Annotated in this window: 24 protein-coding genes; 1 reads left to right on the top strand and 23 read right to left on the bottom strand. The window is 64.0% G+C overall.

Features of this window, described 5'->3' with window-relative positions:
* Window positions 1-81 precede the first annotated feature (81 nt).
* The 9 genes from HZ992_RS12330 to HZ992_RS12290 all read right to left on the bottom strand — a co-directional run bounded on the left by HZ992_RS12330 (window position 82) and on the right by HZ992_RS12290 (window position 8998).
* Window positions 82-855 (bottom strand): hypothetical protein, encoded by a 774-nt coding sequence (locus tag HZ992_RS12330; RefSeq protein ID WP_209386916.1) that lies wholly within the window; start codon window positions 853-855, stop codon window positions 82-84.
* Window positions 852-2012 carry a cupin-like domain-containing protein gene (locus tag HZ992_RS12325; RefSeq protein ID WP_209386915.1) on the bottom strand — a complete coding sequence of 387 codons (1161 nt, stop codon included), beginning with the start codon at window positions 2010-2012 and terminating at the stop codon, window positions 852-854. The genes HZ992_RS12330 and HZ992_RS12325 overlap by 4 nt, the downstream gene beginning before the upstream one ends.
* Window positions 2009-3340, bottom strand: coding sequence for a SagB family peptide dehydrogenase (locus HZ992_RS12320; protein WP_209386914.1), 1332 nt, complete (start codon window positions 3338-3340; stop codon window positions 2009-2011). The genes HZ992_RS12325 and HZ992_RS12320 overlap by 4 nt, the downstream gene beginning before the upstream one ends.
* Before the next feature lie 112 nt (window positions 3341-3452).
* Window positions 3453-5708, bottom strand: a complete 2256-nt coding sequence (locus HZ992_RS12315; protein WP_371816813.1) for a TOMM precursor leader peptide-binding protein — start codon at window positions 5706-5708, stop codon at window positions 3453-3455.
* Between the two features lie 88 nt (window positions 5709-5796).
* Window positions 5797-6288 carry a nitrile hydratase subunit alpha gene (locus tag HZ992_RS12310; protein WP_209386912.1) on the bottom strand — a complete coding sequence of 164 codons (492 nt, stop codon included), beginning with the start codon at window positions 6286-6288 and terminating at the stop codon, window positions 5797-5799.
* Window positions 6289-6309: 21 nt separating this feature from the next.
* Complete coding sequence (locus tag HZ992_RS12305) at window positions 6310-6882, bottom strand: 2OG-Fe(II) oxygenase (RefSeq protein ID WP_209386911.1); 573 nt, start codon at window positions 6880-6882, stop codon at window positions 6310-6312.
* Between the two features lie 436 nt (window positions 6883-7318).
* Window positions 7319-7462 carry a hypothetical protein gene (locus tag HZ992_RS12300; RefSeq protein ID WP_209386910.1) on the bottom strand — a complete coding sequence of 48 codons (144 nt, stop codon included), beginning with the start codon at window positions 7460-7462 and terminating at the stop codon, window positions 7319-7321.
* A gap of 141 nt (window positions 7463-7603) precedes the next feature.
* On the bottom strand, window positions 7604-7771 hold the full coding sequence (locus HZ992_RS12295; protein WP_209386909.1) for a hypothetical protein: 168 nt from the start codon (window positions 7769-7771) through the stop codon (window positions 7604-7606).
* A gap of 42 nt (window positions 7772-7813) precedes the next feature.
* Window positions 7814-8998 carry a hypothetical protein gene (locus HZ992_RS12290; RefSeq protein ID WP_209386908.1) on the bottom strand — a complete coding sequence of 395 codons (1185 nt, stop codon included), beginning with the start codon at window positions 8996-8998 and terminating at the stop codon, window positions 7814-7816.
* Between the two features lie 448 nt (window positions 8999-9446).
* On the opposite strand from HZ992_RS12290, the gene HZ992_RS12285 reads away from it, so the two are divergent.
* Window positions 9447-9680 (top strand): hypothetical protein, encoded by a 234-nt coding sequence (locus HZ992_RS12285; protein WP_209386907.1) that lies wholly within the window; start codon window positions 9447-9449, stop codon window positions 9678-9680.
* Window positions 9681-10538: 858 nt separating this feature from the next.
* Here the strand turns inward: HZ992_RS12285 and HZ992_RS12280 are convergent.
* The 14 genes from HZ992_RS12280 to HZ992_RS12215 all read right to left on the bottom strand — a co-directional run bounded on the left by HZ992_RS12280 (window position 10539) and on the right by HZ992_RS12215 (window position 25758).
* Window positions 10539-10946, bottom strand: coding sequence for a type II secretion system protein (locus tag HZ992_RS12280; RefSeq protein WP_209386906.1), 408 nt, complete (start codon window positions 10944-10946; stop codon window positions 10539-10541).
* Between the two features lie 2 nt (window positions 10947-10948).
* A complete protein-coding gene (locus tag HZ992_RS12275; protein WP_209386905.1) occupies window positions 10949-11329 on the bottom strand; it encodes a type II secretion system protein in 381 nt (126 codons plus the stop codon).
* Window positions 11330-11334: 5 nt separating this feature from the next.
* Entirely contained in the window at window positions 11335-11823 is a 489-nt protein-coding gene (locus HZ992_RS12270) for a type II secretion system protein (RefSeq protein WP_371816812.1), read from the bottom strand.
* 14 nt (window positions 11824-11837) lie between these two features.
* Complete coding sequence (locus HZ992_RS12265) at window positions 11838-13799, bottom strand: secretin GspD/PilQ domain-containing protein (protein WP_209386903.1); 1962 nt, start codon at window positions 13797-13799, stop codon at window positions 11838-11840.
* A gap of 101 nt (window positions 13800-13900) precedes the next feature.
* Window positions 13901-14152, bottom strand: a complete 252-nt coding sequence (locus HZ992_RS12260) for a hypothetical protein (RefSeq protein ID WP_209386902.1) — start codon at window positions 14150-14152, stop codon at window positions 13901-13903.
* Between the two features lie 344 nt (window positions 14153-14496).
* A complete protein-coding gene (locus HZ992_RS12255) occupies window positions 14497-15075 on the bottom strand; it encodes a hypothetical protein (RefSeq protein ID WP_209386901.1) in 579 nt (192 codons plus the stop codon).
* Window positions 15072-15596: a hypothetical protein gene (locus HZ992_RS12250; RefSeq protein ID WP_209386900.1), complete on the bottom strand. Its 525-nt coding sequence runs from the start codon at window positions 15594-15596 to the stop codon at window positions 15072-15074. The genes HZ992_RS12255 and HZ992_RS12250 overlap by 4 nt, the downstream gene beginning before the upstream one ends.
* Window positions 15593-16282 (bottom strand): hypothetical protein, encoded by a 690-nt coding sequence (locus HZ992_RS12245; RefSeq protein ID WP_209386899.1) that lies wholly within the window; start codon window positions 16280-16282, stop codon window positions 15593-15595. The genes HZ992_RS12250 and HZ992_RS12245 overlap by 4 nt, the downstream gene beginning before the upstream one ends.
* 124 nt (window positions 16283-16406) lie before the next feature.
* Window positions 16407-18080 (bottom strand): GspE/PulE family protein, encoded by a 1674-nt coding sequence (locus HZ992_RS12240; protein WP_209386898.1) that lies wholly within the window; start codon window positions 18078-18080, stop codon window positions 16407-16409.
* On the bottom strand, window positions 18077-19270 hold the full coding sequence (locus HZ992_RS12235; protein WP_209386897.1) for a type II secretion system F family protein: 1194 nt from the start codon (window positions 19268-19270) through the stop codon (window positions 18077-18079). The genes HZ992_RS12240 and HZ992_RS12235 overlap by 4 nt, the downstream gene beginning before the upstream one ends.
* Before the next feature lie 15 nt (window positions 19271-19285).
* Window positions 19286-19717, bottom strand: a complete 432-nt coding sequence (gene gspG, locus HZ992_RS12230; protein ID WP_209386896.1) for a type II secretion system major pseudopilin GspG — start codon at window positions 19715-19717, stop codon at window positions 19286-19288.
* 77 nt (window positions 19718-19794) lie between these two features.
* On the bottom strand, window positions 19795-20004 hold the full coding sequence (locus HZ992_RS12225) for a hypothetical protein (protein WP_209386895.1): 210 nt from the start codon (window positions 20002-20004) through the stop codon (window positions 19795-19797).
* A 34-nt stretch (window positions 20005-20038) separates the two neighbouring features.
* Window positions 20039-23602, bottom strand: a complete 3564-nt coding sequence (locus HZ992_RS12220; RefSeq protein ID WP_209386894.1) for an RHS repeat domain-containing protein — start codon at window positions 23600-23602, stop codon at window positions 20039-20041.
* Between the two features lie 194 nt (window positions 23603-23796).
* The gene (locus HZ992_RS12215; RefSeq protein WP_209386893.1) at window positions 23797-25758 is read right to left on the bottom strand and encodes an RHS repeat protein; all 1962 of its coding nucleotides are present in this window, start codon (window positions 25756-25758) and stop codon (window positions 23797-23799) included.
* Between the last annotated feature and the right edge of the window lie 220 nt (window positions 25759-25978).

Raw genomic sequence — 25978 nt, 5'->3', positions numbered from 1 at the left:
GTTCGCTGACCAGCGGGCCGGCCCTCTCAGCCTCCAGGTATCCGAATCGGCGCCGCTGTGGCCGACGCAGGATCTCTGTATTCACCGCGTCGAATCTTTCAAAGGCCTGCCAGGCCGTGAGCTCCCGATCCCGTAGAGCGCGAGGTCGACCGCCGCGCTGAGCCGCGGCGATGCCCCGACGTGCCAATGCCCGCTTGGAAAGTAGATTGTTTCGCCACTGCGCGCCCGACAGCAAACGGATGCGCGATCCAGCAGGCCCGCATCAACCGCTCGCTGGCGGCTTTCGCCGTGTTGCGCGCACTCTGGTCGATCACCGCGAGCAGCAAGCACTCGAGGAGGCCAGAACAACAGCTGTTTTCGACCCAGGATGACCTCGTGAAGGTTCCCGCATCGTTCGCGGTGCACGCCGATCGCCGTCCAGTCGTAGCGGCCGATATACAGTTCTACCTCCAGATGGCGCCAGTGCAAGCCGGCTTGGCGCAAGGATTGGAGTCGGCTCAGGGCACGTTCACGCAGCGCTGGCGCATGCTCGGCGAATCCTCGAACGTAGAGCAGGAAGGATCTCGTCGAAAGCTCTCGTTCAATGCGCGCGGCGTAGCCACTGAACGTTTGGTCCTGCAGGCGCGGAAACAGCGCCTGGGCGACAACGGCACGACGTTGGCCGCTGGCGAAGTGCACAACGAAATCGCTTGGCGGGCCATCTTGCGGGCAGCGCGCGCCGAGTTCGCAGGCGATGGTGAACAGCGCTCGAGGCGAGACCAGCGTGTCCCGAGCAGGTAGCACCACAGGGCGGCGTTCCCAGTGAAGCTGCAGCGTTCGTTGCCACGTCGGCTCGGGCATTTTGACTTCGCTCATAGTTCCTGGGAAATGAAGCGCTCGCCCGCATTCCGCTCGATTGCGTAGCTTACGATCTCGGCCCATTGCCTTGAATCTGCGCTCGCAGTGAACAAGTAGTAGTCGGCGGCGGCGGCGGCGAATGAGCGCCATTCAGAAGGAAGCTGCAGGTCGACAATCGATTTCAGAATGGGGGCCAGGACGACTGCAATGTCCGTCGGAACCTGCCTTAGAACCTGCGAGGCGGGCTCGCCCTTGCAAGCTCGACGCACGACATCCCTCAGGCTGATTCGCACCGTCGGCCGCATATCCGCCATCGCGCGAATCGTGCGTTGCAAGCCATCTTCAAGCGAGCCTAGAGTGGGCCGCTCGATCGCGTGGACCCAGGCGTTCACCATTAGGTTGAGGCGCTGTCCTTCGACGTGATGCCACCAGTTGGGAGGAATGAACAGCGCGTCGCCGGGACGCAGCACGACGTACATACCCCGGCGCGCGAGACGCCGCAGTCTGGCCATGTCCTTGGTTTGTGGCCGCAGCAGCTTCACTGGACTACCCGTCGCACCACCGATGCCGCGGCGAGGCGGTGTCGGCCGCAGCTCCACAAATGAGTCCGGCGGGAACAAGCAAACTCGCTTGTACCCTGCAATCATGAACAGGAAGTTGGCGAAGCAATCGAAGTGAAGGTTATTCACATGCCCGCCGGATCCAAGCCAAAGGCGGCGGCTTGCCTCCGGCAGATCGCCGAGAACTTCGTCGCACCCGAGCATCCCTGCAAATCGGGGAAAGGATCGAAGGGGTCGCGACTGAGCGTATGCAACGCTGCCATCCGCATGGCGAAGGCAGCTTGCGATGCCTTGCAAGAAGTCGGACAGTGTGGCTTCATGGCTGAGATACGGCACGTTGGGACGTCCGTTGGGCGCGCAGCCAAGGTCTCCGGCCATTGCCGGCGGGAGGTAGGTGAACTGAATGCGCTGACGCCCACTGAGCTCGCTCAGGTACGCGATCTTGGTCAGGTCGAGCCGTCTCGCCGACAGTTCGCGTGTGAGCGGCCAGCCCGCGCAATGGCCGGAAAACAATTGAGGGGTTGGCGAATGGAGTGCCGCGGGCGTCAGGCCGGTCGCGGTCTGGCGTCTGATCGAACGCAAGGTCACCGGCAGCGGTGGCCAGGAGAGACTCACGCCTTCACGCTCCGAAATCCGTACAGAGACAGCTCGGCCACCGGGGACTCCTCGAAGTAGTCCAGGCCCGTGGCCGCGCAGAACGCCGGGCCATCGCCGTTGCCGACCGGGCAAGCTGCGAGGTCCAGCGCCGCTGCTGTCAAGCAAAGTGTCTGCAGTAGTACTCCGGCATTCTTGAGCGCCAGCGCGTAGGCGATGGACTCGTACTTCCACGCCAGTCGCCGGAAGCGTGACGTGATGACCAGCAGTACGTCGGGTACGGCAGTAGCCCCGCAGGCGATCCTGGCGTCTTCAAGAAACTGTGCTCCGTTCGCGGTACCGGTGGGGAAGACGAGGCGATGATTGGCCGGATCGTGCGTGTAGATCCCCGGATCTAGACCTGCGCAACGTCCGACCACAACATGAATCTCGAGTTCGTATGAGGCACCTGCGCTCGGATAGGGTCGGTCGGTGATCTCGCCGCCGTCTGGCCCGACCGAGATGTTGCGCACACGAGCAGCGTGGTACAGGAGGTCACCGAGCGCTTGCAGCGTCATCGGGCCTTCGCCCTCCCGAAGTGAGCGCCGTCGCTCCAGCACCGCCAGGAAGCTTTCGGAGCCTGCAACCAGCGCAGAGGCCGGAAGGGCTACCGCCCTCTCGGAAGACAGTTGCTTTAGCGCTGGAGAAGGGGCCGTCTGTCCGCGGAATCGGTAGGTTGCTCCACATGGCGCGGTGTTCCAACCTTCACGACTCCGCGCGTGAAACAGAAGGTCGTGAAGAACCCAACCTTGATCCGACGCGTTCGCGGCTGGCGAGTTGCCGGTTTGCGCGTCGAGGAGCTCCACGATTCCAGCTCCGACTGCTGAACCCAGGAGAGCCATGACGGCGGCTCTGCCGAGAGCCGTATCGGCCTTGGCGATGACATCGGCAGCGCTGGTCGGAGCAGCGAGTAAGCCGAACAACCAGAGACACTTCGGCTCCACGAGCAGGATGCGCGCCGTACCGGTCGCAGCCTCCAGAACCATTGTCTCGCCGCACCGGGCTGCCAGCGCATAAGGCGAAAGCGCGAGCATCGTGTCGTCGGTCAATGGCGCTTCTGGGAGACGTCGGGCGCCGACCGGCTCCACCATCGCGACGTGAAAGCCACGACGGTCTTCAACCGACTTGCAGAGGAGGCCCCGGCCGTCGAACCATTCGATCATGTAGAACAGGCGCGCCAGTTCGATCGGATCGGCCCGAGCCATCAACGGGCCCAGTTCCTCTGCCCGCACACCGCCGCGTAGCAACGTCGCCAAGGCGCGCAGAAGCAGCTTCGGTCGAGGCTCCTCTTGGTCGATGAGGCTCAGCACCTCCACCAGTTCTGCGCGCCGCCTTGGGTTGGCGCACAGTCTTGTCGGCTCACGCGCAACACGGGCCACGTGGGAGCGCAGAGAGTGACGTGCCTTCAAATCTGCTGTCCGACTAGAAGAACATTCGGCGAGGATTGAGTTCGTCCTCGCTCAAGCGGCGCGCGAGCCATCCCTGCTGGGTGGGAACATCGAACAGCCGCCCTGGCGCGAAGCGCGGCCAGAAGTGCCGAAGTCCCGGCACGACAACCTTCACCGCGGGCATGCCCACGTCGGGACGGGTCTGCTCGAGCAAGAGCATCTCCAGGCCCAGGCGCTCCACACGCGACTGACACAGCCGAATGTCATCCAGTAGATCGGTACTCGACGGGACGGCGAAGCTTCCACCGTCGGCACACGGCACGTCCTTTAGCGGCACCAAGTAGGGCTCCGATTCGAGTGTCGCCGTGCGAAACCACTCGTTCAGCTCCAGGTCAAGCCCTCGCGCAATACCCTGCGGCTCGTTCTCCCCAAAAGACAAGGCGAGCATCTGGTTCATCTCTGTCAGCGCTCGCGAGACGCCAAGCCTGGCGTCGAGGTGGCAGCCGAAGCCGAACACGATGTCCTCGCGGCCCCGGCGCGACCTGGAAAGGGCGGCGAATGCCGGGATCTGCAGGTCATTGCTGATGTCGAGGACCCAGACTTCCCGACCAATGCTCTCGTACATTGCCACGAACTCTTGGAAGTAGCGCTCCCGGAAGCTCGTGAGATCTACCCCTCTTCGGCGCATGCGGTTGTACCACCAGATGGCCACCGCATCGCGCTCGGCTAGCTCCAGGAAACCTTGTAGGACCGCCTCTTCGAGCACGTTGCCGGAAGCATTGCCATTGGAGTCGGCATAGAAGTACGGGGATGATGGCTGCGCTCCCCGCCCGAGCTGCGACGGAAAGTATTGGTAGAGCGTTGGCAAGTAGCGCCATTCGCGACGGGTGAGCGAGAACAGCGGCGACCAGTCGATCTCCGCATGTTCGTCCAGACGCAGCGGAACGCGCTGACTGTATGTGTCCTTGCCCGGTCCGAAGCGCTCACGTTCGTCGTACTGACGGTCGCTGAAGAGCATGCACGCATTGGGATGAATCGCGCGCTCCCCAAGTGCGCGGTAACTCGCGCGCACGCGCTGCTCGTCACCGTGAAAGATCGCAGAGTACCGTTCCAGCGCTTCTGCCAACGCGCCGGCGCGTGCCTGGTCGGCGGTCATTCCCTTTCCCGCGCTTCGGCTGCGCATGTTCTCCGCGAAGGCGCGCAGGTTCTTGAACTGAAAGGCGAAGTTGTGGCCAGCCGTGAAAACGTGGAAGTTCACGGCTGGCATCTCTTCGGGAAGATTGCCAATGGGTTCGATCGCATCGACGATCCCCGTCAGCGGACTCACGTGTCGCATGTATCGATCGAGCGTTGCCTTCGGTGTATCAACGCGAAAGCCTCCGTCGGACGTGAAGCCCTTCGCGCGCGAAACAAGGGCCGGTGGCGGCCGATTGGCGGACACGCTAGGAGATCCACAACTCGTACATTGCGGCCTGCGAGTCACGACGTGGGACTGCATGTCGGTGCGAAGCAGGTCGAAGGTGACGAGGCGATCCAGCAGCGGTGTCCGGCCACCCGCCGCGAAGAACTTCAACACCTCGAGGGCGGCTGCATCGGCAGCGACGGCAAGAGTCGAAGGAAGCATGCCGCCGCGTTGGCTTGGGTGGGCGCCCGGGCGTCCCAGATCCACGAGGAATTGCGCTGAACGGCGTCGAAAGGCGAGGCATTCCCAGCAAGCTCCCTCGTGCGGTAGGAACAGCGGCCCCATCCAGAGCTTGCGCCCAAGAGGACCGAAAAGGAGCCACGGAATCCGTGTGCGCAGTGCTTGCTCATTGATCTCGGCAAGCGCCGGGTTGAGGTAGTCGTCGGTGAAGACGAGCTGGAACGCCGCTTTCGTGTGGATGCGGACTCCTGCTGCCCTCAGTGCGTCCTCCACCGGTTGCGAATCCAGACCTCCCAGGGTCAGGAAGTGCGCTTCCGCGCGTGCCGTACTCGCAACAGCCTCCGCAGGGTCGAGTCCGCCGGCGGACCAGAATGCGGCCAGGTCATCGGAGATCTCCGGCGCGCACTCGGACACATAGCCCTGTTGCTCCAGTTGGAGGAGCGCGAAATAAACCTCCTCCAGTGGCAACTCGTCGGACATCGCCTCGGCGATATCTTCGGGAGAGTGGCGCCCATCCAGCAGCGGCACGATTCGCTCTGACACCGGATCAAGTAGGACCGTACAACTCTCGCCGTCGACCAGAACGACTCCTTCCCCAGGCACGACGCGTGCGCGCAGATCCGGCCGCAGTCGAGGTGCCTTCAACACGTTGCTTGGCGTTTGGCCGCCGGGTCAAGACGCGCTGCAGCTAGGCGGCAAACTCGCCGACCGTGCTGCGCGCACCGAGACACTTCGATCAACAGCAACCATTCCAGCACTTGGCGCAGGGAAACGGAGTGGGCTTTGGTTTTGGCCTCGGCTTAGCTTTGGCCAACTGCGCTTCACCACCGTCCAGCCAGTCGTCCTTGGGTGAAGCCGTCAGCGAGCGAGACTCCAGTTCGATCCACCCACGCGGCTTGGCGGGCAGCACGAAGACAATCTCGCGTCGTCCTTTGGTTGCGGGCGCTTCACTGACCACCTTGACGGTGTGATCCTTGGGCACCGCAATGTCAAATTCACCGAGTACCGCGGCGGGCTCGTCCATGAGTCGCTTCCTGAACTTCTCGTCGGCCCAGGCGCGCGCGATCACCTTCGCGTATCGGTGCCCGCGTTCGCGCTCTTCGTACTCGGTGAACCGTTTCGCCTTAGGCGCCGCAGCTGAAGTCTTCTTGGCTGCGGTCGCCTTTTTGGCGACCGCCTTCTTGGATGCGGCTGTCTTGGAGGGAGGTTGCTTCTTGGAGGTCGACATCGTTTCGTCCCTTCTCCCGAGTCACGGGCTGGGTGGCGAGCGCCACGCGTTGAGAACCAAGCTCCGCCGGACCCCTGTCCTCACGCGACGGACTTGGTGCGAAAGACAACCGTCAAACATCACCAAACGATTCTGTCGGGGCTTGACCAATATTCCTTCAACATCGAGTTGACCCCCAGTGAATACACAGACGTCGGCGTAGTAGACAGCCGTCAGCACCGGCGAAACCACCACTCCACTGCGGCGGTACAACCCCTCGTCCTTGTCGATGTGCGCCGGCAGTTGGTGTCCCACGCCGATCGTGTTGGACCAGTACTCGATCGCGCGGACTCCGCGCGCCACAGCGTCCGCGAAGATGCGCCATGCCAGTGCACGGATTGGCTGCGGCGCAGCGCCGGGCGCCTCGTCCTGCAGGTGCCAGACGGCAGCACCACGACCATCCGCAGGGAGCAAGCTGTCATGCAGCGCAAGCACTTCCGTTCGCAGTTCCTCCATCTCGACGTAGTTGTCGAAAACTTGGACTACCGGGCTGCCTAGCCACACATCTGACGTGTCACCTGCGTGTGCAACGGTGGCGGACAGCTGCATGGCCATCTATGTAAGTATTCATCGAAGCTCAGTGAGGTGTCAACGGTTTCGCGGGGTAAGGCCGTCGGCGGGCGGGCGTCGAGTCGCGTCCCGTTCATCTCGACGATCGACCGAACGGGTCTCCAGCCCCCGACCCAACCGGGTCGGCTCAGAGAGCGGGCCCGAAGCGTGAGGCAGGCCTGCGAATCCCGCCAGCGAGTGCCGACGAGCAAGACGAGCCCCATTGTCTGGGGAGTGGTCGTGGGAATCGATCTGCTGGAGCTGCCATCGCTGCCGTGACGCTCTCGCAATGTGATGAGCACCAGGCTACGCAAGTGACCGGCATCAGGTCTTTGACTCAGCGACGCTGCCATGCCCTCGGGCGCCGTTCAGCTTATCGACTCGCCTTCGCGCACTCCACTCGGCAACGCCTGGCCGTCGATCGACGGCCAGGTGGGACAAGCTAGAGACACTCCTCCTCTAGCGCTTCTTCACGAACCTCGTCCACGGTGCCGCTGCGCCGGATCTGGCCGCCACGCACTACGTAGGCCCGGATCTCCATTCCTCGCACTGCGCGGTCGACGCCGGCATTGATCAACTGATCCATCCTCGCTCTCCTCGATTTCGGAAGGGAACGACCGGCGGTTGCCTTTGAGCATATGCTGGCGCAAAACGCCAAGCGAAGGCGCCCGCTGCTGCACGGGCCGGTGCCGGTGCCCCTCCATTCGCATCGACCTCGTTCGACGCGTTACAGCGTCTTCAGGTACGCGCTGAGGGCCTTGCGCTCCGAATCGGTGAGCACTGAGTTGAAGGTGTGTCCCCCGTTGCCCTGCCCGAACATGTTCGCGTTGTAGATCTTGCGATCCTCGATGTCGCTGTTCGTGATCGTGGGCGGGAAGAGGATGTTCTTGGTCAAGGCAACGTTCGCATACCCGCCATACCAACTAGCGCGCTGGCTTCATCGGCCCTTGGCGCGCGGTTTCGGGTGTTGCCTGATGTGTTGCGCGGGTTTGAGTCCAACCTTCGCACGTGCCCGCTTTGCAGGCGGTGCAGGTACAGATGCTTCGTCGTACTCTGCGAGCAAGGCCATCATGTGCTCAACATCTGCACCATTTGGACGGTCAGCCTTCGGATCCAGATCCCAGGCTTCCCTCATCTTGGCCGCCTGCTCCTTCTCGCGCTCTTCGTCGCCATCTGCATAGGGAGACACGCGCCACATGACCGCCTGTCCAGACACAGTCGTTCTGCGGTCATCTTGATCTGAGGTGAGGTAGGTTCCAGCCAAAACGTTCTGCTTCGAGCCTGGCGTTTGAGAAGCACTCACCACCAGGAAGAAGAAGTCTTTGCGGCCGCCACCGGCCTTCGCGCGCTTCTCGAATACAAAGTACAGGTTGTCTCGTAGTTCCCGCAAGACTCCGTCGTACTCCCAAGGCGCTTTTGAGCCTTGAAGGTTTGGAATATGCAGCTTGCAGCGAAGAACAACACCGCCGTCCAGGTCTAGCGCGTACCGCACTTGAAGCGGCGCCTGGAGCCAACGCGCACCTCGACGCATGCCGAGATAGTGAACGCCGCCCTTTCCAGCTAGGTCATCTTCAAAGAACCGATGGTCTGCACCGTAGTAAGCCAGCGCAATGAGAGGTGCGTTCCGGTTGATAACTGCATCAATGGCCTTTTGGACCGCTCTGATCCCCATGTCAAGAATTGCCCCAGACTGATAGACCGTGTAGTTCCGATCATCCAGCGTGGTGGCAAAACGCGTAATGCGATCGATCCAGATATCGCAGATAGCCGGGTGCTTTTCGCCGCCAGGGCGAAGCACTCGGGCGTCGTTCTGATTCTTGATGGCGTCCCGGAGTAGGACGATTGATCGCTGAACGGCATCGATCGCATCGCCGAACTGTTGCAGCTGCCGTTCAGTGTTGCGAAACGTGCCTTGGCCCTTGCCCCACTCGTTCGCGTAGGCATGGTTCGAGCCGAGGTGCAACTCGCGAGGTCCAGCCTTCGACGGCCCTTGTTTGCTCTTGCCTACTGTGGTCGCAGGATCGAGCAACTGCTCGAGGAAAATGCGATTCCTTGCGAGGTACTGCTCCCACTCCAGCATTGCTTGCCACAGCGGAGCCGAAGGTGCCAGGAACACCAGCATCTTTCGTTCTAGACGGGAGTACACGCCTTCCTCCGCGAGCTTTTTTACATCTTCGCGTAGGTTCCCCTGAATCGCAACAGCTTTTCAGCCTAGCGCAGTAGAAGTTCAGAAGCTATCCAACTGAAAAGTCAAAGCGCCGCCCACCTAGGCAGGACGGCGGCATTGAAAGTTGGCTGCAATTGCTGGGACGCGCGGCTGTCGTCCTACGGGAAATCATTCGGGGCTAGTTGGGTGTATTCACATACCCCCGGACATCGTCGTACATCCGAAAGTACGACCAAATGGACGCACACCCAACCCTCAAGGTGGGCCGCAGCAACCGGTGCCGCGGCCCACCACCCATACCTCACGCGAGCCAGTGAAGGCCCGCGCTTGGTGGCTTCGTCGCGCCTAGTCCGCGCTCCGACGCCCACCCGAGTCCCACGTGACAACCCTGATCGGAGCAGCCATGAGTGAACTCGAATTCCTCGTTCTCTTCCTGAAGGTGCAGTGGCTCACATTCGCCAATGCCGTCCAGCCCTACGCCCACAGCCTCTTTCACGTCATCCACCCCGTCGAGCCGTTGATCGCCACGCTCGTGATCATCCTGGGCCTGATGGGAAGGTGCCTTTCGCTGACGATGTTCAGCGCGGCGCTGTACATGATCTTGGTCAGCTTGCATGAAGCGTGGTTCAAGTCTTAACGGACCGAAGGCGTTTGGCTCTGCGCAAAATAGGCGCCTGCCGGATCCACCAAGAAGACAGTGAGCACAGAGACGCCTCTATCGGGTAGGCGGACTTTACGCCTCGGGTATCGGCATGCCAATGACCCGTTTGAAGGGTCGGTGCGTCCGTACAAACCCTTTCCATGCTTTCGAAGGATCGGTGATTGCCGCCAGAAGCACAAACGCAGCCGCCCCGGGCGGCTCGCAGGCACCAGTCGCCCGCAGCGTCCCTGCCGCGATCTATGTGGTGCTGAATTCACGCAGCGAGCGCCTGGGTGACATCGGTGCCGAGTTGCGGGTCGGCTCGCCCGACGACTTATCGAACCTATGGCGCGTTGGACTGGCTTGATACCGAGGTCCGGTCAAGTTGTCGGGGGCGACGTTGGATTGACAAAGCGACGGGTGGGACAGGCTGTCCACTGAAGAGGTGCTTCGGGCAGTTCGAGTGACTGCATTGCCCATCTTGAGGGGCCAGCTATGGGTCGAGGGCAGGTGTTCACCACCGGCGTCCGGCGGTCCGCTTTGCCGCCTGCACCGGAACTTCGACGCCGGACGACCGGTACGTGCAACTCAACGGTCAGTCGTCGTGGATCGATGGGCGGTGCTTGACGGCCACTTCCGGTCTCTCGTGGCGGTCAGCTTTCGAGCAACGAATCACGAGGCCTCGCGACCTGGCGCCAACCGGCCCACTCGACCTCGGACCCGACTTTGGGGCTCACCATAGAAGGACAGATGGAAAGAGTCATAAGTCGTCCGCCTTCGAGGCCACGTGCTCCCCGTGAGACGCGCAGGCCGCAACCGCGCCGGAACATCAGCGTTGGGCGGCGCGACGGTCATCTACCGACCCGGGACATACGTGAATTCTCGAGCTTCCACGCCAGCACCCTCGGCGCTAGGAATCCGCACTCGGATACCGCGCAGGCCGCCCTCCGTCGCTTCAATCCGCTCCCAGTCGCCACCGAACGGATTGACATACACCTGCCGCAGGTGCCGCCTCACGAACGCATTGCGTCGATCCTCCAAGAGGTCCTGCAGCGTGTTCGGATAGCGCTTCACCGGCCCCGGCGTGCTCTCGTAGTAGCTGCCGATGGCCTGCACAAACTGCTGCCCAACGAACTCCAACTGCTCGAGCTTCTGTCGCCTCGCGACGTTCACCCAGACTTCCGACGCGACTGAGAGCCCCAGGCCAACAAGTGCTATGGCCAGAAGCAGTCCCAGGTACGTGAAGCCGCGTTCCTGCTTCATGGCTACCAGCTCGCGTACGCCGTTCCGTCCCGAGCCGCGCCGGGTGCGCCACTGCGAACGTTGAACACGCCGGGGACGCTCACATCCGCGCTGGGCACGACCACCCAAGTGTCTGTCCGGTCAGTGATCGGGTCGACCGGCACAGCCTGCAGATACCTCGCCTGCACCAAAGCATCGAGACTGGCTGGCAGCTTGCCGGTATCGCCGCGGTGCTTGTCGATGGCCTCCCTGAACATACGCAGGTCGGTGCGAAGGGCCGCCTCCTGGGCTCGCTCCAATGAGTCGAAATACTTCGGTGCGGCCAGGCTGAGCAGCGTGGCCAGGATGGCCATGACCACCAGGATCTCGATCAGCGTGAACCCTCTCGTCCGAGACGACGTCATGAGCCTCACCACTTCCGATACGGCAGGCCATCCAGCCCGCTGCCCTCGGCCTTGGAGTAGACGTCGAATACATCCTTGCCCGGCCTGGGGTCGGTCGGTGGGCTCTCGTAGCTGCGCAGGCCCCAGCTCTCGGCTGCTTGGGTGATCGACTCCGGCGCGAAGGGATCGCGCGGCAGCTTTCGCAGGAAGAAGATCTTGGTCTGCCTGGGAGACTGAGCATCCACAGCTCCGTCCACCAGCACGTCCAGATTCGGCGGATAACCCGAGGCGCCTACATCTCTTGCGATCCGTCCGCTGTCGACCATGCGCTTGTAGCTGTCGATGGCGGTGCGGATCTCCCGAAGCGACCGCCGGAGTTCTTCCTCCTTGCCGCGCCGATTCGACAACTCGGCCAGAGGCATGCCGATGCTGGCCAGCACCGACATGATCGCGACGACGACCAGCAACTCGACCAGCGAGAAGCCTCTGCTTCGCGCTCTGCTGCGTCCACTCACGATCCGCCCCATCCTTATCGCGGCGAGGTCGGCACCAACGGGGGCGCCGTAAACACGGGGGAAGCCGGAGGCTGAATACCAGTCGGCGGTATGGGCTGGACGCCAGGCGGCAAGGCCGACGGTGGGAGCGGCGTTGTCGTCGGAAAAGCGCCCGACTGCGGAATGCCGCCGGGCGGCTGCAACATCGGCACGGGCGGAGGGACAGTTCCCGGAGCGAAGCCTGGCGGCATGCCGGTCGGCACAGGGTTCTGTCGCGCACCCGGTGTCCCCAACTGAATCGGAGCTGCGCCTGTCGACGCATCCGTGCCCGACAGGAACTCCTGCAGTCCTACCCCCGGCAGCTCAATGTTGCGCACGATGCGCGGGGTCACCAGCAGCACGATCTCGGTGCGGCTGTCACTGTCCTGCGCTGCACCGAAGAGTTTGCTGATCAGCGGAGCTTCGTTCAGACCCGGAATCCCGGTGTTCGAGCGCCGCTCGTCGCGCTGGATCAGCCCGGCAAGGATGTTGGTCTCGCCATCTCGCACGCGCAGCGTGGTCGATGTGTTGCGGGTGCCGAGCCGGTAGGCCTGCGTGCCGCTGGCGCGCGTGATCGTCTCGAGGATGTTGGACACCTCCAGCGCCAGCTTCATCGACACCTCGTCGTCAAGCGACACCGTGGGTTCGATCTCCAGCTTCAGGCCCACGTCCAGATAGTTGACCGACTCCGATGTCCCCACGTTGGCGGTGGCGGTCGTGGTGAACACCGGCACCCGCTCGCCGATCAGGATCTTGGCCGGCTGCTTGTTGCGCACTCGAACCCGCGGGTTGGCCAGGAGATTGGCACTGCCCTTCTGGCTGCGCAGCTGGGCTGCGATCAGCGGGTCGTTTGTCTGCAACTTCACCATGTCGGAGGTGCGATTGCGCAACTCGTTCAAGGTGAGTTGGCCTGCGACACCCGCCGCACCGGACACGCTCGCCGACACCGAGGATGGCCAGCTGATCCCCATCTCCAGCAGCCGGTTGACGCTGACCTCGAGCACCTCGAGTTCCAGCATCACCTCCGGCTCGGCCATGTCCTGGGCGGCGATCAGTTTCTCGGCCAGGCGGATGACCTCAGCACTGTCGCGCACGACGATCAGGTTCAGTTTCTCGTCGACGACCACATCCTTCACCTTTGCGATGGTGCGCAGCAAGCCTGCGACCTTGCTGGCCTCGCCGTTGCTCAGATAGAAGGTCCGCACGACCATCTCCCGGTACTCGGCTGCCTTGGCCGGTGTGTTCGGGTAGATGAGCAGCGTGTCCTCGTCGAGGATCCGGCGCTCCAGTTGATTGGTGGCCAGCAGCAGGCGAAGAATGTCCTCCACGGGCTTGTTGTTCACCGACAGCGTGACGCGCAGGTCCTGGCGGACTTCCTTGTCAAACACATAGTTGAGCCCCGAGGCCACCTTGAGGGAATCGAAGACCTGCAGCAACGGAGCGTTGCTGAAGCTCAGGCTCACCGGCGTGCGGTAGGCAGCTTTCAGCTTGGGGTAGATGCCGAGCTCCTTGCCCGTCCGGTCGGCCTGCTGCCGCATCAGCTGCTTGAGCAACTGGTTGGCACGGCTGTGGTTCGGGTTCTCGGAGATCACCTGCCGAACCTTGGTGATGGCGTTGTCGGTGTCGCCATTGCGAGCCAAGGCAACCGCCGCGTCGATCGCGCTCCATTGGCGCTGCGCCACGTCCACCCGATTCGCGCCGCCCAACGCGCGCGCGTTCGCAGCGTCCAGCCGCAAGACTTGCTGATAGGCGGCCCGCGCAGCGTCGAAGCTCCCGGACTCCATGCCGACCTCGGCCTGCTGCAACAGACCGTTGATCGCCTGCTCTCGCTCGGTGAAGTAGGCCCGGCGGAACTCGACGTTCTGCGGATCCTGTTCCACCGCCTGCTTGAGCTTGCTGATCCCAGGTTCGAGCTTGCCCTTGGCGAGCTCCGACTGGCCTTCGCGATAGGACTGCATGCCGGCGCAGCCGGCCAGCGCGAGAGCAAGCCCGGTCAGGAGCAGGCTTCGCTTTGCGGAGCGGCGCCGCGGTGGGTGGCGGCGGTGGGGATGGAGTGAAGTCACAGGCCTGTTGCCCTCGGAGTCGGTGCGGTAGCCGCGGGCACGGCCAGCGAGAGATCGCGGTTCGTGGGCAGGTGCCTGAGCAGGACCTGCTGCGCGGAGATCTGGGTCACGTTGTACTCGGTGAGCAGCGTATCGCCGGCGCGCGCCTGCATCACGCCCCGCGGCCCGGCGATGAAGACGCTGGCGCCGCGCTCATCCTTCCAGGTGCCGATGACCTGCAGCGGCGGCGGGGGCGGCGTGGGATCCACCGGAGGTGGCGGAGGCGGCGCCAGCACCACGGGCGTCACGGCGGCCACACGCGGTTGAGGGGGGGGAGGTGGAGGTGCCGGTGGGGGCGGCGGTACCCGCGCTGCGAAGGCGTTGCGCGGCTCGGTGCTTTCGGCAGACCGGGTGCCTGAAGACAGGTCATCCGGCAGCGGGCGGTTCGAGGTGGCCGATGGAGCCGCATTCAGGTTCACCTGAGAACTCGACTGGCTGGCCGCAGGGCGCTCCACGGCTTGAACCACCTCGCTGGTGCCACCCGGCGGGCTCCACCAGCGCAGCACGAGCAATGCAACGAGCACAAGCAACAAGAACTGAAGGCGGCGCTCCTTCATTTGGGAGCCTCGCCCGAAGTCTCGTCAGCGCCGCCTAGGTACACCACGAAGGACAGCTTGGCTTCGACAATCGGTGTGTCCGCACTCGGACGGCTGAGGTTGAACTCCCGCACCGCCAGAGTGGGCGTGTCCAGCAACGCTGCCGTCAAGAAGCTGCGGATGTTCGGATACGGCCCTTTCAGCGCACAGCGGACTTCCAGACTTGCTGGAGACTCTGCAGTGGCCGGGTTGATCCGGTAGTCCGCCTGCGGCCAGCCCAGACCTTCTTTGACCGCCGCGCGCTCCAGCCGAGACAGCAGCGTGGGCACGTCTTGCGCGAGCGGCCAGCGAGTGCGAGCCACTGGGGTTTCGGCGCGCTTGTCGACGGGTGAAGCCAACGCAGCGGCTGTCGTGGTGCGCGCAGCTTGCTCGGCTTCGGTCAGGAACTGCTCGTGCAGTCGCCAGGCTGTGGCGCCCTTGGCCACCGCCAGTACCAACAGGCCGATGCCGAGCAGCCCGGCCAGGCCGGCCTGCTGCTGCAGGCGTGCCCCAGCCACCCGCAGACGCCAGCTGATCGTGGGCGTCCAGGAGGTCATTTCGCGATCCATTCGGCAGCGATGCTGAAGCGGACCGCCTGCCGGCTCGAGTTCGGGTCGGCGACGACGTCGTGCGAGCGCAGCTGCGCGTGGGCGAGCACATCGTCATTGCGCAAGGCCTGCGAGTAGGCGAGCGCCTCTGCAAAGCCCGGCGCCTCGCCGTCCAGGCGAACCGAGCCCGTGACTGGATCAACCGTCATGGCCAACAGGAAAATCGGCGGCTCGGTCACGTTCTCCACCACACGCAGCAACGGCAGCCAGGGCTGGCGAAGTTGTGGTGCGACCGCGCGCATGCGCAGGTCCTGCGGCGTCAGCGGCACAGGCCTGTCGGCTAGTGCACGTGCGGTCTGGGTCGCCTCTTCACGCTGGCGCTTGGCGGCTTCGAACTCGGCGCGCTGCGCGGTCCATCGCTGGTCCGCCCACAGGCTCAGCACCAGCGCGCCTGTTCCAGCGACGAGCAGGACCCAACCCAGCCACGGCGTTCGGCGCGGATGGAGGAAGTCGATCGTGGCGGCGCTCATGCTGCACTCCGGGTCGGCATCGCAGAGGCAACGGAACCTCGGGCAGCAGCGGCCTGCGCCTCGAGCCCGGACCAGGCCAATCCGCTCTGAGGTGTGAGCTCAAAGTCTTGCTGCCAGCCCGCGACAACGCCACCCACATCATCCTTCTCGATGCCCAACCGCAGTCGCTCGATTCGCAGCATCGCCAGGCACGTGGCGTGGTCCGAGGGCAAAGCCGCGGCGGGATTCATCGCCGTCATGCGGCCCGCTTCGAGGTGGCTCACGATGGCCCGGTCCTGTTCCAACCAGACCCACCAGCCCTCGCGCCGCTGCCTATGGCGTTGCCGCCCCCACTGAACCGCCGGCTGGATGGACGTCATCGTGCATCCGGAAGCGGCGACCGCGCTCACGACGGCCGACTTCACCAGGGGCGAGAGCCCGAACCCAAGCCCTTGTGCATCACCCGCACGATGGTCGATACTCAACTCCCATCCGGCCACGGCATCGCCACGCTCGTCGTAGACGCGAGCCAGCCGATGGCGCAATAGGGCCTCTACTTGCGCCGGCCGCCACAGCTCACGGCCGGTGTCCAGCAAGACCACGGGCAACCAGGCCGATTCGAGCACGACATCGGCCGCGCAGGCCGTGCTCGCGGACTCGGAGGCTGAGCCGGCTTCGGCCAGCAAGCCACCGAGGGCGGTGGCCAACTGCGCGGCGCGAGATCCTTCCGATGCACCAAGTGCTCTACTGCCCTTTAGCGCAAACCCAGCACCCGTCGCAGCCCAATACTCGACCCGATCCCGGCCGGCGCGCACGACATCCCGACGCGACTCAAACGGCCACACGGTCGACCTCCTCGAGCGTGGTCTGGCCGCGCAGGGCGGCGTCGAGCGCGAGCTGTCGCAGCGGCTGCCATCCCGTGCGCTCCGCTTCGGCCTGGATCTGTGCCTGAGGCGCACGCGCTGCCACCAGCGCCTTGAGCGCAGGCGTCAGCTCCAGCAATTCCCCCAATGCGAAGCGCCCCGCGTACCCTGTGCCCCGGCAATGCTCGCACCCGCGCGCCTGCTTGAGCGTCGGCGTGCCAGTGAACCGCCGCAGCGCCAGCCCAAGGTCCGGCACGTCTGCCTCCGCGGCCTTCAGGTCGTGCTCGACTGCGCAATGCGGGCACAGGCGCCGCAACAGCCGCTGCGCCAGCACGCCATTGATTGCCGACGCAAACGTGTACGCGTCGATGCCGAACTGGTCGAACCGCCCCACCACGTCGAACACCGTGTTTGCATGCACCGTGGTGAACACCAGGTGGCCGGTCAGCGCTGACTGCACCGCAATCTGCGCTGTCTCGGCATCGCGGATTTCGCCGACGAGGATCTTGTCCGGGTCATGCCGCAGGATTGAACGAAGCCCCCGCGCAAAGGTCAGCCCCTTGCGCTCGTTGACCGGGATCTGGAGCACGCCGGGTAGTTGGTACTCGACCGGGTCTTCGATGGTGATGATCTTGTCGCGCGACTGGTGCGTCTCGGCAATGGCCGCATAGAGCGTCGTCGTCTTGCCCGAGCCCGTCGGCCCCGTGACGAGCAACATGCCGTGGGGCTTGCGGCACAGGGCGCGCAAGGCAACGGCAGTGGGCTCGTCGAAGCCCAGCTTGGCCAGCGTCAGCCCGGCCAGGCTCTCGGCCAGGTGCTGTCGGTCCAGGATGCGCAACACCGCGTCTTCGCCGTGGATGCTGGGCATGATGGACACGCGCACGTCGATCGCGCGGCCTGCGTAGGCAATCTGCAGCCGGCCGTCCTGTGGCACTCGGCGCTCGGCAATGTCGAGCTGAGACATCACCTTGATGCGGCTGATGGCCTGCATCGCCAACTCCGGGCTGTCGATGCGGCGCATGGCGGTCAGCACGCCGTCGAGCCGGAACTTGACACCCAGGCCCGCAGGGTCGCTCTCCAGGTGGATGTCGGAGGCGCCGGTCTTCAGCGCGTCGTACAGCGTCGAGTTCACGAAGCGCACCGCCGGGCTGTCGTCGCTGCCGATCTGGCGCAGGTCCAGCACTTCGGCACCGCGCGTTGGCTCGCGCTGCGCGTCGCCAGATTCGGCGCCGACGCTCAAGCTGCTCATCGCCGAGAGCGTGGTCTCGCAATGGGCCAGCCAGGCGTCGAAGGTCTCGGGGCTGGCCAGACAAATGTCGACCGCGCCGAAGCGCGTGCGCGCCCAGGCCACCATGTCGGTGTCGAAGGGGTCGGTAACGATCAGGAGAAATGCGCTGTCGCTGCCGTCCAGCTCCGACACCAGCGCACATCGCCGCCGGGCGCACTCGGTGAAGGGCAGCCGGTCGAAGCGCGGCTGCCTGGACATCAGCCACTGCATGCGCACCACAGGCATCTGCAGAGCGGTACCCAGTTCGTCAAAGAGCGCTCGCGCATCTGGTGCCTCGCCCAACAAGGCCGGTAAGGGGTCGCCGTTGCCCTGGCGGCGAAGCTGCGCGACGCGGGAGACCAAGGTCGCGCTCATTGCAGCGCCGACGCCAGTTCGAAGATAGGCATGTACATCAGCACCACCACCGTGCCCACACCCACACCGATGAGCACCATCACGATGGGCTCCAGGGCCCGCATGGCCTGTTCCAGCGAGCGCGAGACTTCAGCCTCGTGAAACTGCGCAATGCGCGTCAGTACGCTGCCGAGTTCGCCCGTGCGTTCGCCGGCGCGCATGAGCTGCTCGGCCACCGGCGTGATCATGCCGCCGTGCACATGGGCCTCAGCGGGACTCAGGCCGTTGCGCACAGCGGCTTCCACCGCCGCGCCGCCCGCCTGCAGGCTGCGCGGCAGCAACCCATTCGACAGCCCCAGCGCCTCGGGCAGCGGGATGCCGCCTTCGACCAGCATGCCCGTGGCCCGGAACCAGCGCGCAAGGAAGTAGGTGCGCATCCGCGTGCGCAGCGGCGCCCACTCCATCACCGCTTGCAGCAGACGCACCCGCAACGCGGGAGAGGCAACCGCCAGCCCCAGCGCAGTGGCCAGCATCGCGCAGCCGGCCAGCACCCACGGGCCGCGCCCGCCCAGCCAGTGAGACCACACCACCATCGCCTGCGCCGACCAGGGCAGTTCGCCGCGCATGCCCTCGAACACCCGTGCGAAACGCGGCATCACGTACAGCAGCAGGAACAGCATCACCATCGATCCCACGGCCGTCAGCAGCACCGGATAGATGGCCACCGAGGCGATGCGGTGGCGCAGCTCGCGCACGCGCATCTCGTGGTCCAGAAAGCGCCCCAGCGCCTTGGGCAGGTCCGAGGTCCACTCGGAGGCACGCACCAGTGCCACCAACAGCCCCGGGAATTGCGATTGCGCTGCCAGCGCCACGGAGAGCGTGTCGCCACTGCGCAGCCGCTTCAGCAAGGCATCAACCGCCGGTTGCTGCCGTGAGGGTGCGGCGGCCTGTAAGGTGCCGAGCGCTTCCACAACGCTCAGGCCCGCACCCAGCAGGTCACGCAGCTGCTCGACGAACACCACCACATCGAGCTTGGGGCCGACGGTGGCCAGCGACTTCAAGCTGAACACATCGGCGCCGGCCGGCCGCGCACCGAGCACTGTGAAGCCCTGGCCGCGGCAGTGCTCACGCGCCGCGTCGAGGCTGGGCGCGTCGACGAGCACGACCTGCGGCATGCCGCGCCCTTGCACCACGTCCAGCTGGATGCGCATGGCGGTGAGCCGGCCTCAGCGGCCGGAATCCCAGACGCTGATGTCGGCGTTCTCGCCCGCACCGCCGCGCTGGCCGTCCTTGCCGAGCGTCAGCAAGTCGAAGTCGCGTCCGCCTTCACCGGGGCGGCGGTAGACGTACGCGTGCTCCCATGGGTCGGGCGGCACTGCCTTGGAGAGATAGGGCCCCGACCACTTGGGTTCGTCACCCGGGCGATCGACCAGTGACTTGAGGCCTTGCTCGGTGGACGGGAAGTGCCCGGTGTCCAGACGGTACGCCGCGAGTGCCTTGTTCAGCGCGTCGAGCTGCGCGCGGGCGGTCTTGGTTTCGGCTTTGCCGATGTGATCGAAGAAGCGCGGCGCCACGTAGCTAGCCAGCAGCCCGATGATGACCATCACCACTAGGAGCTCGAGCAAGGTAAAGCCGCGCGGGCGCCACCAGAGTCCCATCGGTGCTGATAGAGCCGCGTTCACTGGATGGTCCAAGGCGCCGCTAGCAATCGGCCCCCTCGAATTGCATGCATACCTCACTTGTCCGGATCAAGCTCTGGAAACTGCCGAATTATCGGACGCATCAACTCTGTGTACACATCAGCCAACATGCCACTCATACCGCGACGAAGCTCCATTCGTTCTTCTTCTGACTCGAGTTGATCTATCAAACTGCAGACTTGATCCATGGCCTCACTCAGTTCAAGCAGCTTCTTCATCATCGCCTCGGCTGAGTCCTTGTTCACTGCGCACTCCTATGGGAGCCCCAAATTATCTGGGCTAGTAGTTGAAACATCCGCCTGCTTCCATGCAGTCTCTTATGCACCGTCTCATACGGCCGGCGGTGTCACTGCCTGAGAACGGCGGATCACCGCGCTCCCATTTTCCTTGACACACTTGGCGACATTCCGACAGCCGTTGCCTGCAGCGATCGGTTTCGTTCGACTCTCGACAGATTTGGGTGGCGATAGTCGCTGCGCACATCAGCGGGAACGCTTGACACATCGCACTCGGAGATGCTGGGGCAGGAGTGAAGCTGGGAGTCGGAGCCGTTGGGGGAACGAGAGTGTCGCTGCGCGGGTCGTATCGGGGGCCTGACTGAGTAGTCGTAACGACCACTACTTGACGACCATCTGGGTCGGTGTGGAGCGTCGGCTGATTCAGCGCATAGCTGTACGTGTTGATCCCCCCCGCCAGCCCGATGGGATCTGATTGGACGTACCGCCCCGCCGACGCATCGTAATCCCGGAAGTAGTTGTAGAAGAGCCCGCTCTCCTGGTCCGCATACTGCCCCGGGAACCTCAGGTTGAAGGTGAACGCCCCGAGCGCACTCGGGTTGTTGTTCGGCGCCGTCGTCCCGAAGGGCTCAGCCAGCCAGTTCCACCGCTGGTTGCCACTCTTGTCCACCACGATGCGCGGTGTTCCCAGGTGATCCGTGTGGATGTAGTACACCAGCGGCGGATTGGCCGAGTTCGCCGGATCCGGCGTGAACACCGCCACCGGCGTATTGCCCAGCCAGACGTACTCGCGGCTGGCCGTGCCGGCGCTGTTGTACTCGCCCAGCAGCTGTCCCTGCTGGTCGTACACAAACAGCACCGTGCTGGCCGCGCCGCTGCCGTCGAACTTGCGCACTCGCTTGCCCATGCCGTCCACCGCGTAGGTGGTGGTCACGGCGGCCTTGGTCAGCGTGGCCATGCGACCTGCCAGGTTGTAGGTGGCGGTGTAGCTGTCGCTGGTGGTGTTGCCAGCGGCGTCGTAGCCCAGGCTGCGCGCTGGGTTGGTGATGCTGTTCAGCCGGTTGCTGGTGGTGGCCGTGGTGTAGGTGCTGGCCGTGCCGTTGAGCGTGACGCTGGTGCGGTTGCCGTTGGCGTCGTAGCCGATGGTCCAGCTCGCCGTGGGCGTGACCACGCCGGTGATGCGGCCGAGCTCGTCGTAGCTGAAGGTCTGGTTCAGGCTGGTCTGCGCGGCTCCGCTGGTGGCGTCGTAGTGCGCGTAGCCGGTGATGCGGTCGGCCGCGTCGTAGCTCAGGTCACGTAGGTTGTTGCCCAGGTTCTGGCGCACCAGGCGGCCAGAGGTGTCGTACAGCCACGCATGCAGCTTCGTGCCGCTGGCCATCTGCCACAGCCAGCTGCGTGGGCCGCCAAAGGGCTCCCACTGGATCTGGGTGATGAGGTTGACGGCTGCGGTGCTGGTGTTCTTGGCCAGCGCCAGCGAGGTGGGCTGACCGGCTGTGTAGCCGACGGTCAGCTTGCGGCCGCTGGGGTACAGGATGCTCGTGACATTGCCGGCCGTGTCGTAGGTGTAGGTGACGGTCTTGGCGATCTGCGCGCTGTTGGCGCCGGTGGCTGCCTTGATGCGCTGGATGTCGGTGAGCAGCCTGCCTTGCGCGTCATAGGTGTATTGGCTGGAACTCGTGGGCGTGTTGGTGGACGTGAGCCGCCCCACGCCGTTGGCGTAGCCGGTGCCGGTCTGGTCGTAGGTCCAGGTGTAGGTCAGGCTGGTCTGGCCGGTCTGGCTGTAGACGATCTTGGTCAGTCGGTTCAGCGCATCGTAGGTGTAGGTGGCCAGCACGCCGCGGCTATCGGTGCGGGTCTTGAGGTTGCCGGCAGCGTCGTAGGTGTGATTGGCGGTGCCGGTGTCGGGGCTGACCAGGCTGGTGGCGTCACCCAGACCGTTGCGCGGGTACTGCGTGACCAGGTTGCGCGGGTCAGTGACCTGCGTCAGATCCTCGCGGCCGTTGTAGCCGAACTGGGTCTTGCCGGTCTTGGCGTCGGTGCTGTCTTTCAGACGGCTGAGCGAGTCGAAGGTGTTGGTCGTGGCGAAGTTGAAGCCGGCCACACCTGGAGCCTGGATGGTCTTGGTCGGATTGCCGGTGGCGTCGTACTCATAGTTGACGACCGGCGCAGCGGACAGCGCCGGCGCGGCATAGGTCTGTGAAGCCGTGACTGCAGACGCACTGGCCAGATTGTTGGCATCGCCCGTGTAGCTTGCCGAGAGACTGTGGCTGATCTGGTTGAAGGTCGTGGTGATTGCCGCCAGTCCGTTGGCGATAGACGCGGTTCCCAACGTTGTCGCGCCGTCGAAGAACGTGACCGTCCCGCTCGGGCCAAATCCTGCAACGTTTGCCCGGAGCGTTGCCAACTGCCCCTGAAACAAGGGATCGGGCGAAACGTTCAGGGTGGTCGACGTGGCCATCTTGGCCACATTGAAGTTGTTTGTAGCCGAAGTGCTGGCGCCGTTTGCAACATCCCCGCTGTAGCTTGCGATCAATGGATGGCTGCCGGCAGCAGATACGGTCGTAGGAAGACTCGCTGTACCTGCTGTCAGTGGGACAGTGCCCAGGACGACCGAACCGTCGCGAAACGTCACTGTCCCCGTGGCGCTCGCCCCGCCAGCCACTGTGGCAGTCAGCATGACCTGCTGTCCGACCGTGATGGAAGCAGGAGAGGCGCTCAACGCCGTCGAAGTCACGGCCGTGGCCTGGACAGTTTGTGTGACGGGTGCTGATGAACCCGGCAAGTTGTTGGTGTCGCCAGAGAAAGTCGCGGCAACGGAATGGCTGCCCGCCGCTGCGAAGCTGGTCACCAAGGTGGCCTGACCACCGGTCAGCGCAGCTGTGCCCAGCGTCGCTGCGCCATCAGTGAACGTGACGCTTCCCGTGGGGTTCGCGCCAGTCACGGACGCCGTCAAGGTGACGTTCTGATTCTGGTATGCCGTGCTGGGACTGGCCGACACCGTGGTGGTCGTCGCAGCCTGAGTGACCACGAGATTGGCCACGCTCGAGGTGCTGGCAGTCAACGGAATGGCGCCGCCATACACCGCTGTGAATGCACGGGTCCCCACTGTTGGAAGACTGGTGGTGAGACTCGCATTCCGCGACACATAGTCACCAATCGCGGCGACGCCAAGTGCAACTGAACCATCGTAGAAGGTGACGAAGGTCGTACTCCCGTTCCCTGGGTTGGCGCTCGGCTCCACGTGGGCGGTCAGCGTGACGTTCTGTCCAGCGGCTACGGTACTCGCGCTCAGCCCCAGCGTGGTTGTGGTCTGGGTCTGTGCAGTGATCGATACGTTACGCACCCCACCGGGGCTGCCAATCGAAGTTGCAGATCCGTAGTTGGAATCACCACTGTAGTTGGCGTAGATGTCGTACGAGCCTGCGTACTGGATGTATCCGGAGGTCGTGGCAACGCCGTTGACGAGCGGAGCACTGACGATGGCCCCCCCGCCATTTCCCCCCATGAAAGTCACCGTGCCCGTAGGCGTACCGACGGTCCCGCTGACGCTGGCCGTGAAGGTGATGTACTGATACGTGTATGCAGCAAACGGGGCTGGCAGCTGCATAGCGACGTTTGCCACTGATTGCGCGAGCGCGGTATTGCTGGCAAAGAGAGAGGCGCCCGCGATTAGTAGGGCCGCCCAGCGCCGGCATCGCCCTGCCGCCCGCGCGATGGCCGGCACACGCTTGGGCGCTGCGTTGCAGATTGCCGTATCGGCCCCTGCTCGGGGTCTTTCGAAGCAAAGTGGGACCATTGCGCTTACTCCCTGCCGGTGACTTGTTGTACTCGCCCGAGGGCGTCGACGCTTCTGGCGAGCAGGCGCCTGAGCGCACCGCTGGTGTCCTTGACGGTCTCGGCCGTACGATTGCCCGCGCTGTCCAGCGTGTACTCGATTCGGTTCCCGAGGTTGTCGAACACCGCGGTCTGACGGTGCGCCGGGTCGTAGTCGTAGCCGATGTAGCTGGCATCAGGACGCGTGATGCGCTTGAGCTGTCCCGCTGCGTCGTAGGTGTAGCTGGTGATCTGGCCGCCCGTGGTGATGCTCAGCAACCGCTGTCGCAGGTCATAGCTGAAGCTACTGACCACGCCGTTGGGATCGACGCTCTCGAGCAGCTTGCCGTGTTTGTCGTACTTGGTGTACTGGGTGACCTTGCCGGCGGCGTTGGTCACGCTCTGCAGGTCACCGATGGTGTGACCCACCGCGGCCGAGCCGACGCCTGCAAAGCTCGTGTCGTTGTAATACGCGTAGGTGGTGACATCAACCACATCGGTGCGAGGGCCGTCGTGGGTGAGTACCTGACCGTACTGGTTGTATGTCCACTTCTGCTCGCGGTTCGCCACGCCAGCCTGCAGCGCAGCACTGAAGCCCTGGCTGCCGTTCGCATCGGTCGTCGCCTGCTCGACCTGGCGGCACAAGACGGCAATGGGCTTGCCATCGGGCAGCTGGGCCGTTGCGGGAGCACAGCTGGCGGTCGCGTTGGCGTTGAATGGGTCGGGCTGGCCGTTGTAGACGTAGGTCGTGACGCGGTTGGGCTCCGCGATCTTGCTCGCGAGGCGCCAGTCGGGATGCCACTGGGTACTCAGCTTGCGCGAGCCAGCGGGCAATGCTGCCAACGGTGGGGTGTAGGTGTTGCAGGCAGCATAGGTGCCCAGCCCCTCGACGCGCGAACTCTCGATATTGCGTGCGCTGTCGTTTGTGTAGCAGGTCAGGCTGCCTCTGAAATCTGTTGAACTCGTCAGATTGCCATTCGTATCAAATGTGCTGCTGCTATAAGCCGAAGGGCAGCCGCTGCCGGCAGGCTGTGAGGCATAGCTGAAAGCGGCGGCCGCGGTATCGAATTGGTATGTCCTGCGCGTGCCTAGGGGATCCAACACGCCGGACGTGACGTCGAAGGCACTGACTCCCCCTGCAAGCTCCGTCCGAGTGACCTGCCCGTATGTGTCGTAGGTAACGGTCTCGAAAGTCGCGCCAAGTTCATCGACGATTCCAGCGATTCGAGTCGCGGACATCTTCGGTACGGGATTCGGATCATTGAAGACCCAGTTTGGAGTTGTGTACTGCTTGGACTGCAGGTCTTGATAGGTGACACGGGCGAGAGTTGTATAGGCGACGTTGTTGGCGCCTCCTCCTTCAGGGTCCAGTGGCGGTGCTCTATATGCGTAAGTTATCGCCTGGCCCGCGGGGTCTGTGATCGACTCAAGATGCGCTATGGCGTCGTAGTTGAATGCCAGCGTTCTGCCGAACGTGTCCCGAGCAGTGCTCAGCCTGGGCACTACATAGCCAAGCTCCACGCCCTGGCCATTGGGGCGATACGAACCAATGGGGAGCCCCCCCTGGTAGACCACAGCCTCATTGCTTGTCGTGAAATAGACGTAGCGCCCGGGGCTTGGCTCAACGAGACGATTCTTCTGCCCAGGCCGCAAAGGGAGCAACACCCGTGGAAACGTGGATCCACTCGGTGTGTAGAAGTGATCCGGAGAAGACTGCCCCCAGGACACCCAGACGGAGTTTTGTCCGGGCAACGCAAACCCGGCATAGTTGTGCGTCCAAGTGTTGCCCAGACCCGCCCAGAGATTTGCCGAAAAGGTCGCAGGGTAGCTGAAGCCATCACTGCGATAGTCGCGAATGAACTTGAGCCCACCGTCGCCCGGCCCACGATAGTCAACCTCCCGGAACACCTTGCTTTGCGAAGGCAGAGAAATGGGATGGCCGACACACATCTCTGGTTGCGCACGGCGAGGTCTCCGACAATAGCTCTGGCCACTGCCCTCGTCTCGAATCCATTGCGCCCATTCGCACTGAGCACCGCGAGTCCGACCCAGGGTTACTTCGCGATTGGTTGGCGTTCCACATTCGGATGGAGAGATTCGAGGGACGACGACATAGGTCAGAGTTTTGACTGAGTGTCCGACTATGTCCGGCGACCACGCTGGTGCCGAT

Origin of the sequence: Rhizobacter sp. AJA081-3 (assembly GCF_017795745.1) — a bacterium.
In the GTDB taxonomy this organism is placed as follows: domain Bacteria; phylum Pseudomonadota; class Gammaproteobacteria; order Burkholderiales; family Burkholderiaceae_C; genus Piscinibacter.
The sequence above is the reverse complement of the archived record's forward strand: the minus strand, read 5'-3'. Positions and strand labels throughout refer to the sequence as shown.

Bases quoted from the DNA above. Each gene is read 5' to 3' on its own strand.
- HZ992_RS12310 (WP_209386912.1), bottom strand. From the start codon at position 6,288: ATGTCGACCTCCAAGAAGCAACCTCCCTCCAAGACAGCCGCATCCAAG.
- HZ992_RS12240 (WP_209386898.1), bottom strand. From the start codon at position 18,080: ATGAGCGCGACCTTGGTCTCCCGCGTCGCGCAGCTTCGCCGCCAGGGC.
- HZ992_RS12265 (WP_209386903.1), bottom strand. From the start codon at position 13,799: ATGCAGTCCTATCGCGAAGGCCAGTCGGAGCTCGCCAAGGGCAAGCTC.
- HZ992_RS12235 (WP_209386897.1), bottom strand. From the start codon at position 19,270: ATGCGCATCCAGCTGGACGTGGTGCAAGGGCGCGGCATGCCGCAGGTC.
- HZ992_RS12255 (WP_209386901.1), bottom strand. From the start codon at position 15,075: ATGACCTCCTGGACGCCCACGATCAGCTGGCGTCTGCGGGTGGCTGGG.
- HZ992_RS12330 (WP_209386916.1), bottom strand. From the start codon at position 855: ATGAGCGAAGTCAAAATGCCCGAGCCGACGTGGCAACGAACGCTGCAG.
- HZ992_RS12275 (WP_209386905.1), bottom strand. From the start codon at position 11,329: ATGACGTCGTCTCGGACGAGAGGGTTCACGCTGATCGAGATCCTGGTG.
- HZ992_RS12290 (WP_209386908.1), bottom strand. From the start codon at position 8,998: ATGCTGGTGTTCCTGGCACCTTCGGCTCCGCTGTGGCAAGCAATGCTG.
- HZ992_RS12305 (WP_209386911.1), bottom strand. From the start codon at position 6,882: ATGGCCATGCAGCTGTCCGCCACCGTTGCACACGCAGGTGACACGTCA.
- gspG (WP_209386896.1), bottom strand. From the start codon at position 19,717: ATGGGACTCTGGTGGCGCCCGCGCGGCTTTACCTTGCTCGAGCTCCTA.
- HZ992_RS12215 (WP_209386893.1), bottom strand. From the start codon at position 25,758: ATGTGTGTCGGCCATCCCATTTCTCTGCCTTCGCAAAGCAAGGTGTTC.
- HZ992_RS12285 (WP_209386907.1), top strand. From the start codon at position 9,447: ATGAGTGAACTCGAATTCCTCGTTCTCTTCCTGAAGGTGCAGTGGCTC.
- HZ992_RS12280 (WP_209386906.1), bottom strand. From the start codon at position 10,946: ATGAAGCAGGAACGCGGCTTCACGTACCTGGGACTGCTTCTGGCCATA.
- HZ992_RS12220 (WP_209386894.1), bottom strand. From the start codon at position 23,602: ATGCAGCTGCCAGCCCCGTTTGCTGCATACACGTATCAGTACATCACC.
- HZ992_RS12250 (WP_209386900.1), bottom strand. From the start codon at position 15,596: ATGAGCGCCGCCACGATCGACTTCCTCCATCCGCGCCGAACGCCGTGG.
- HZ992_RS12300 (WP_209386910.1), bottom strand. From the start codon at position 7,462: ATGGATCAGTTGATCAATGCCGGCGTCGACCGCGCAGTGCGAGGAATG.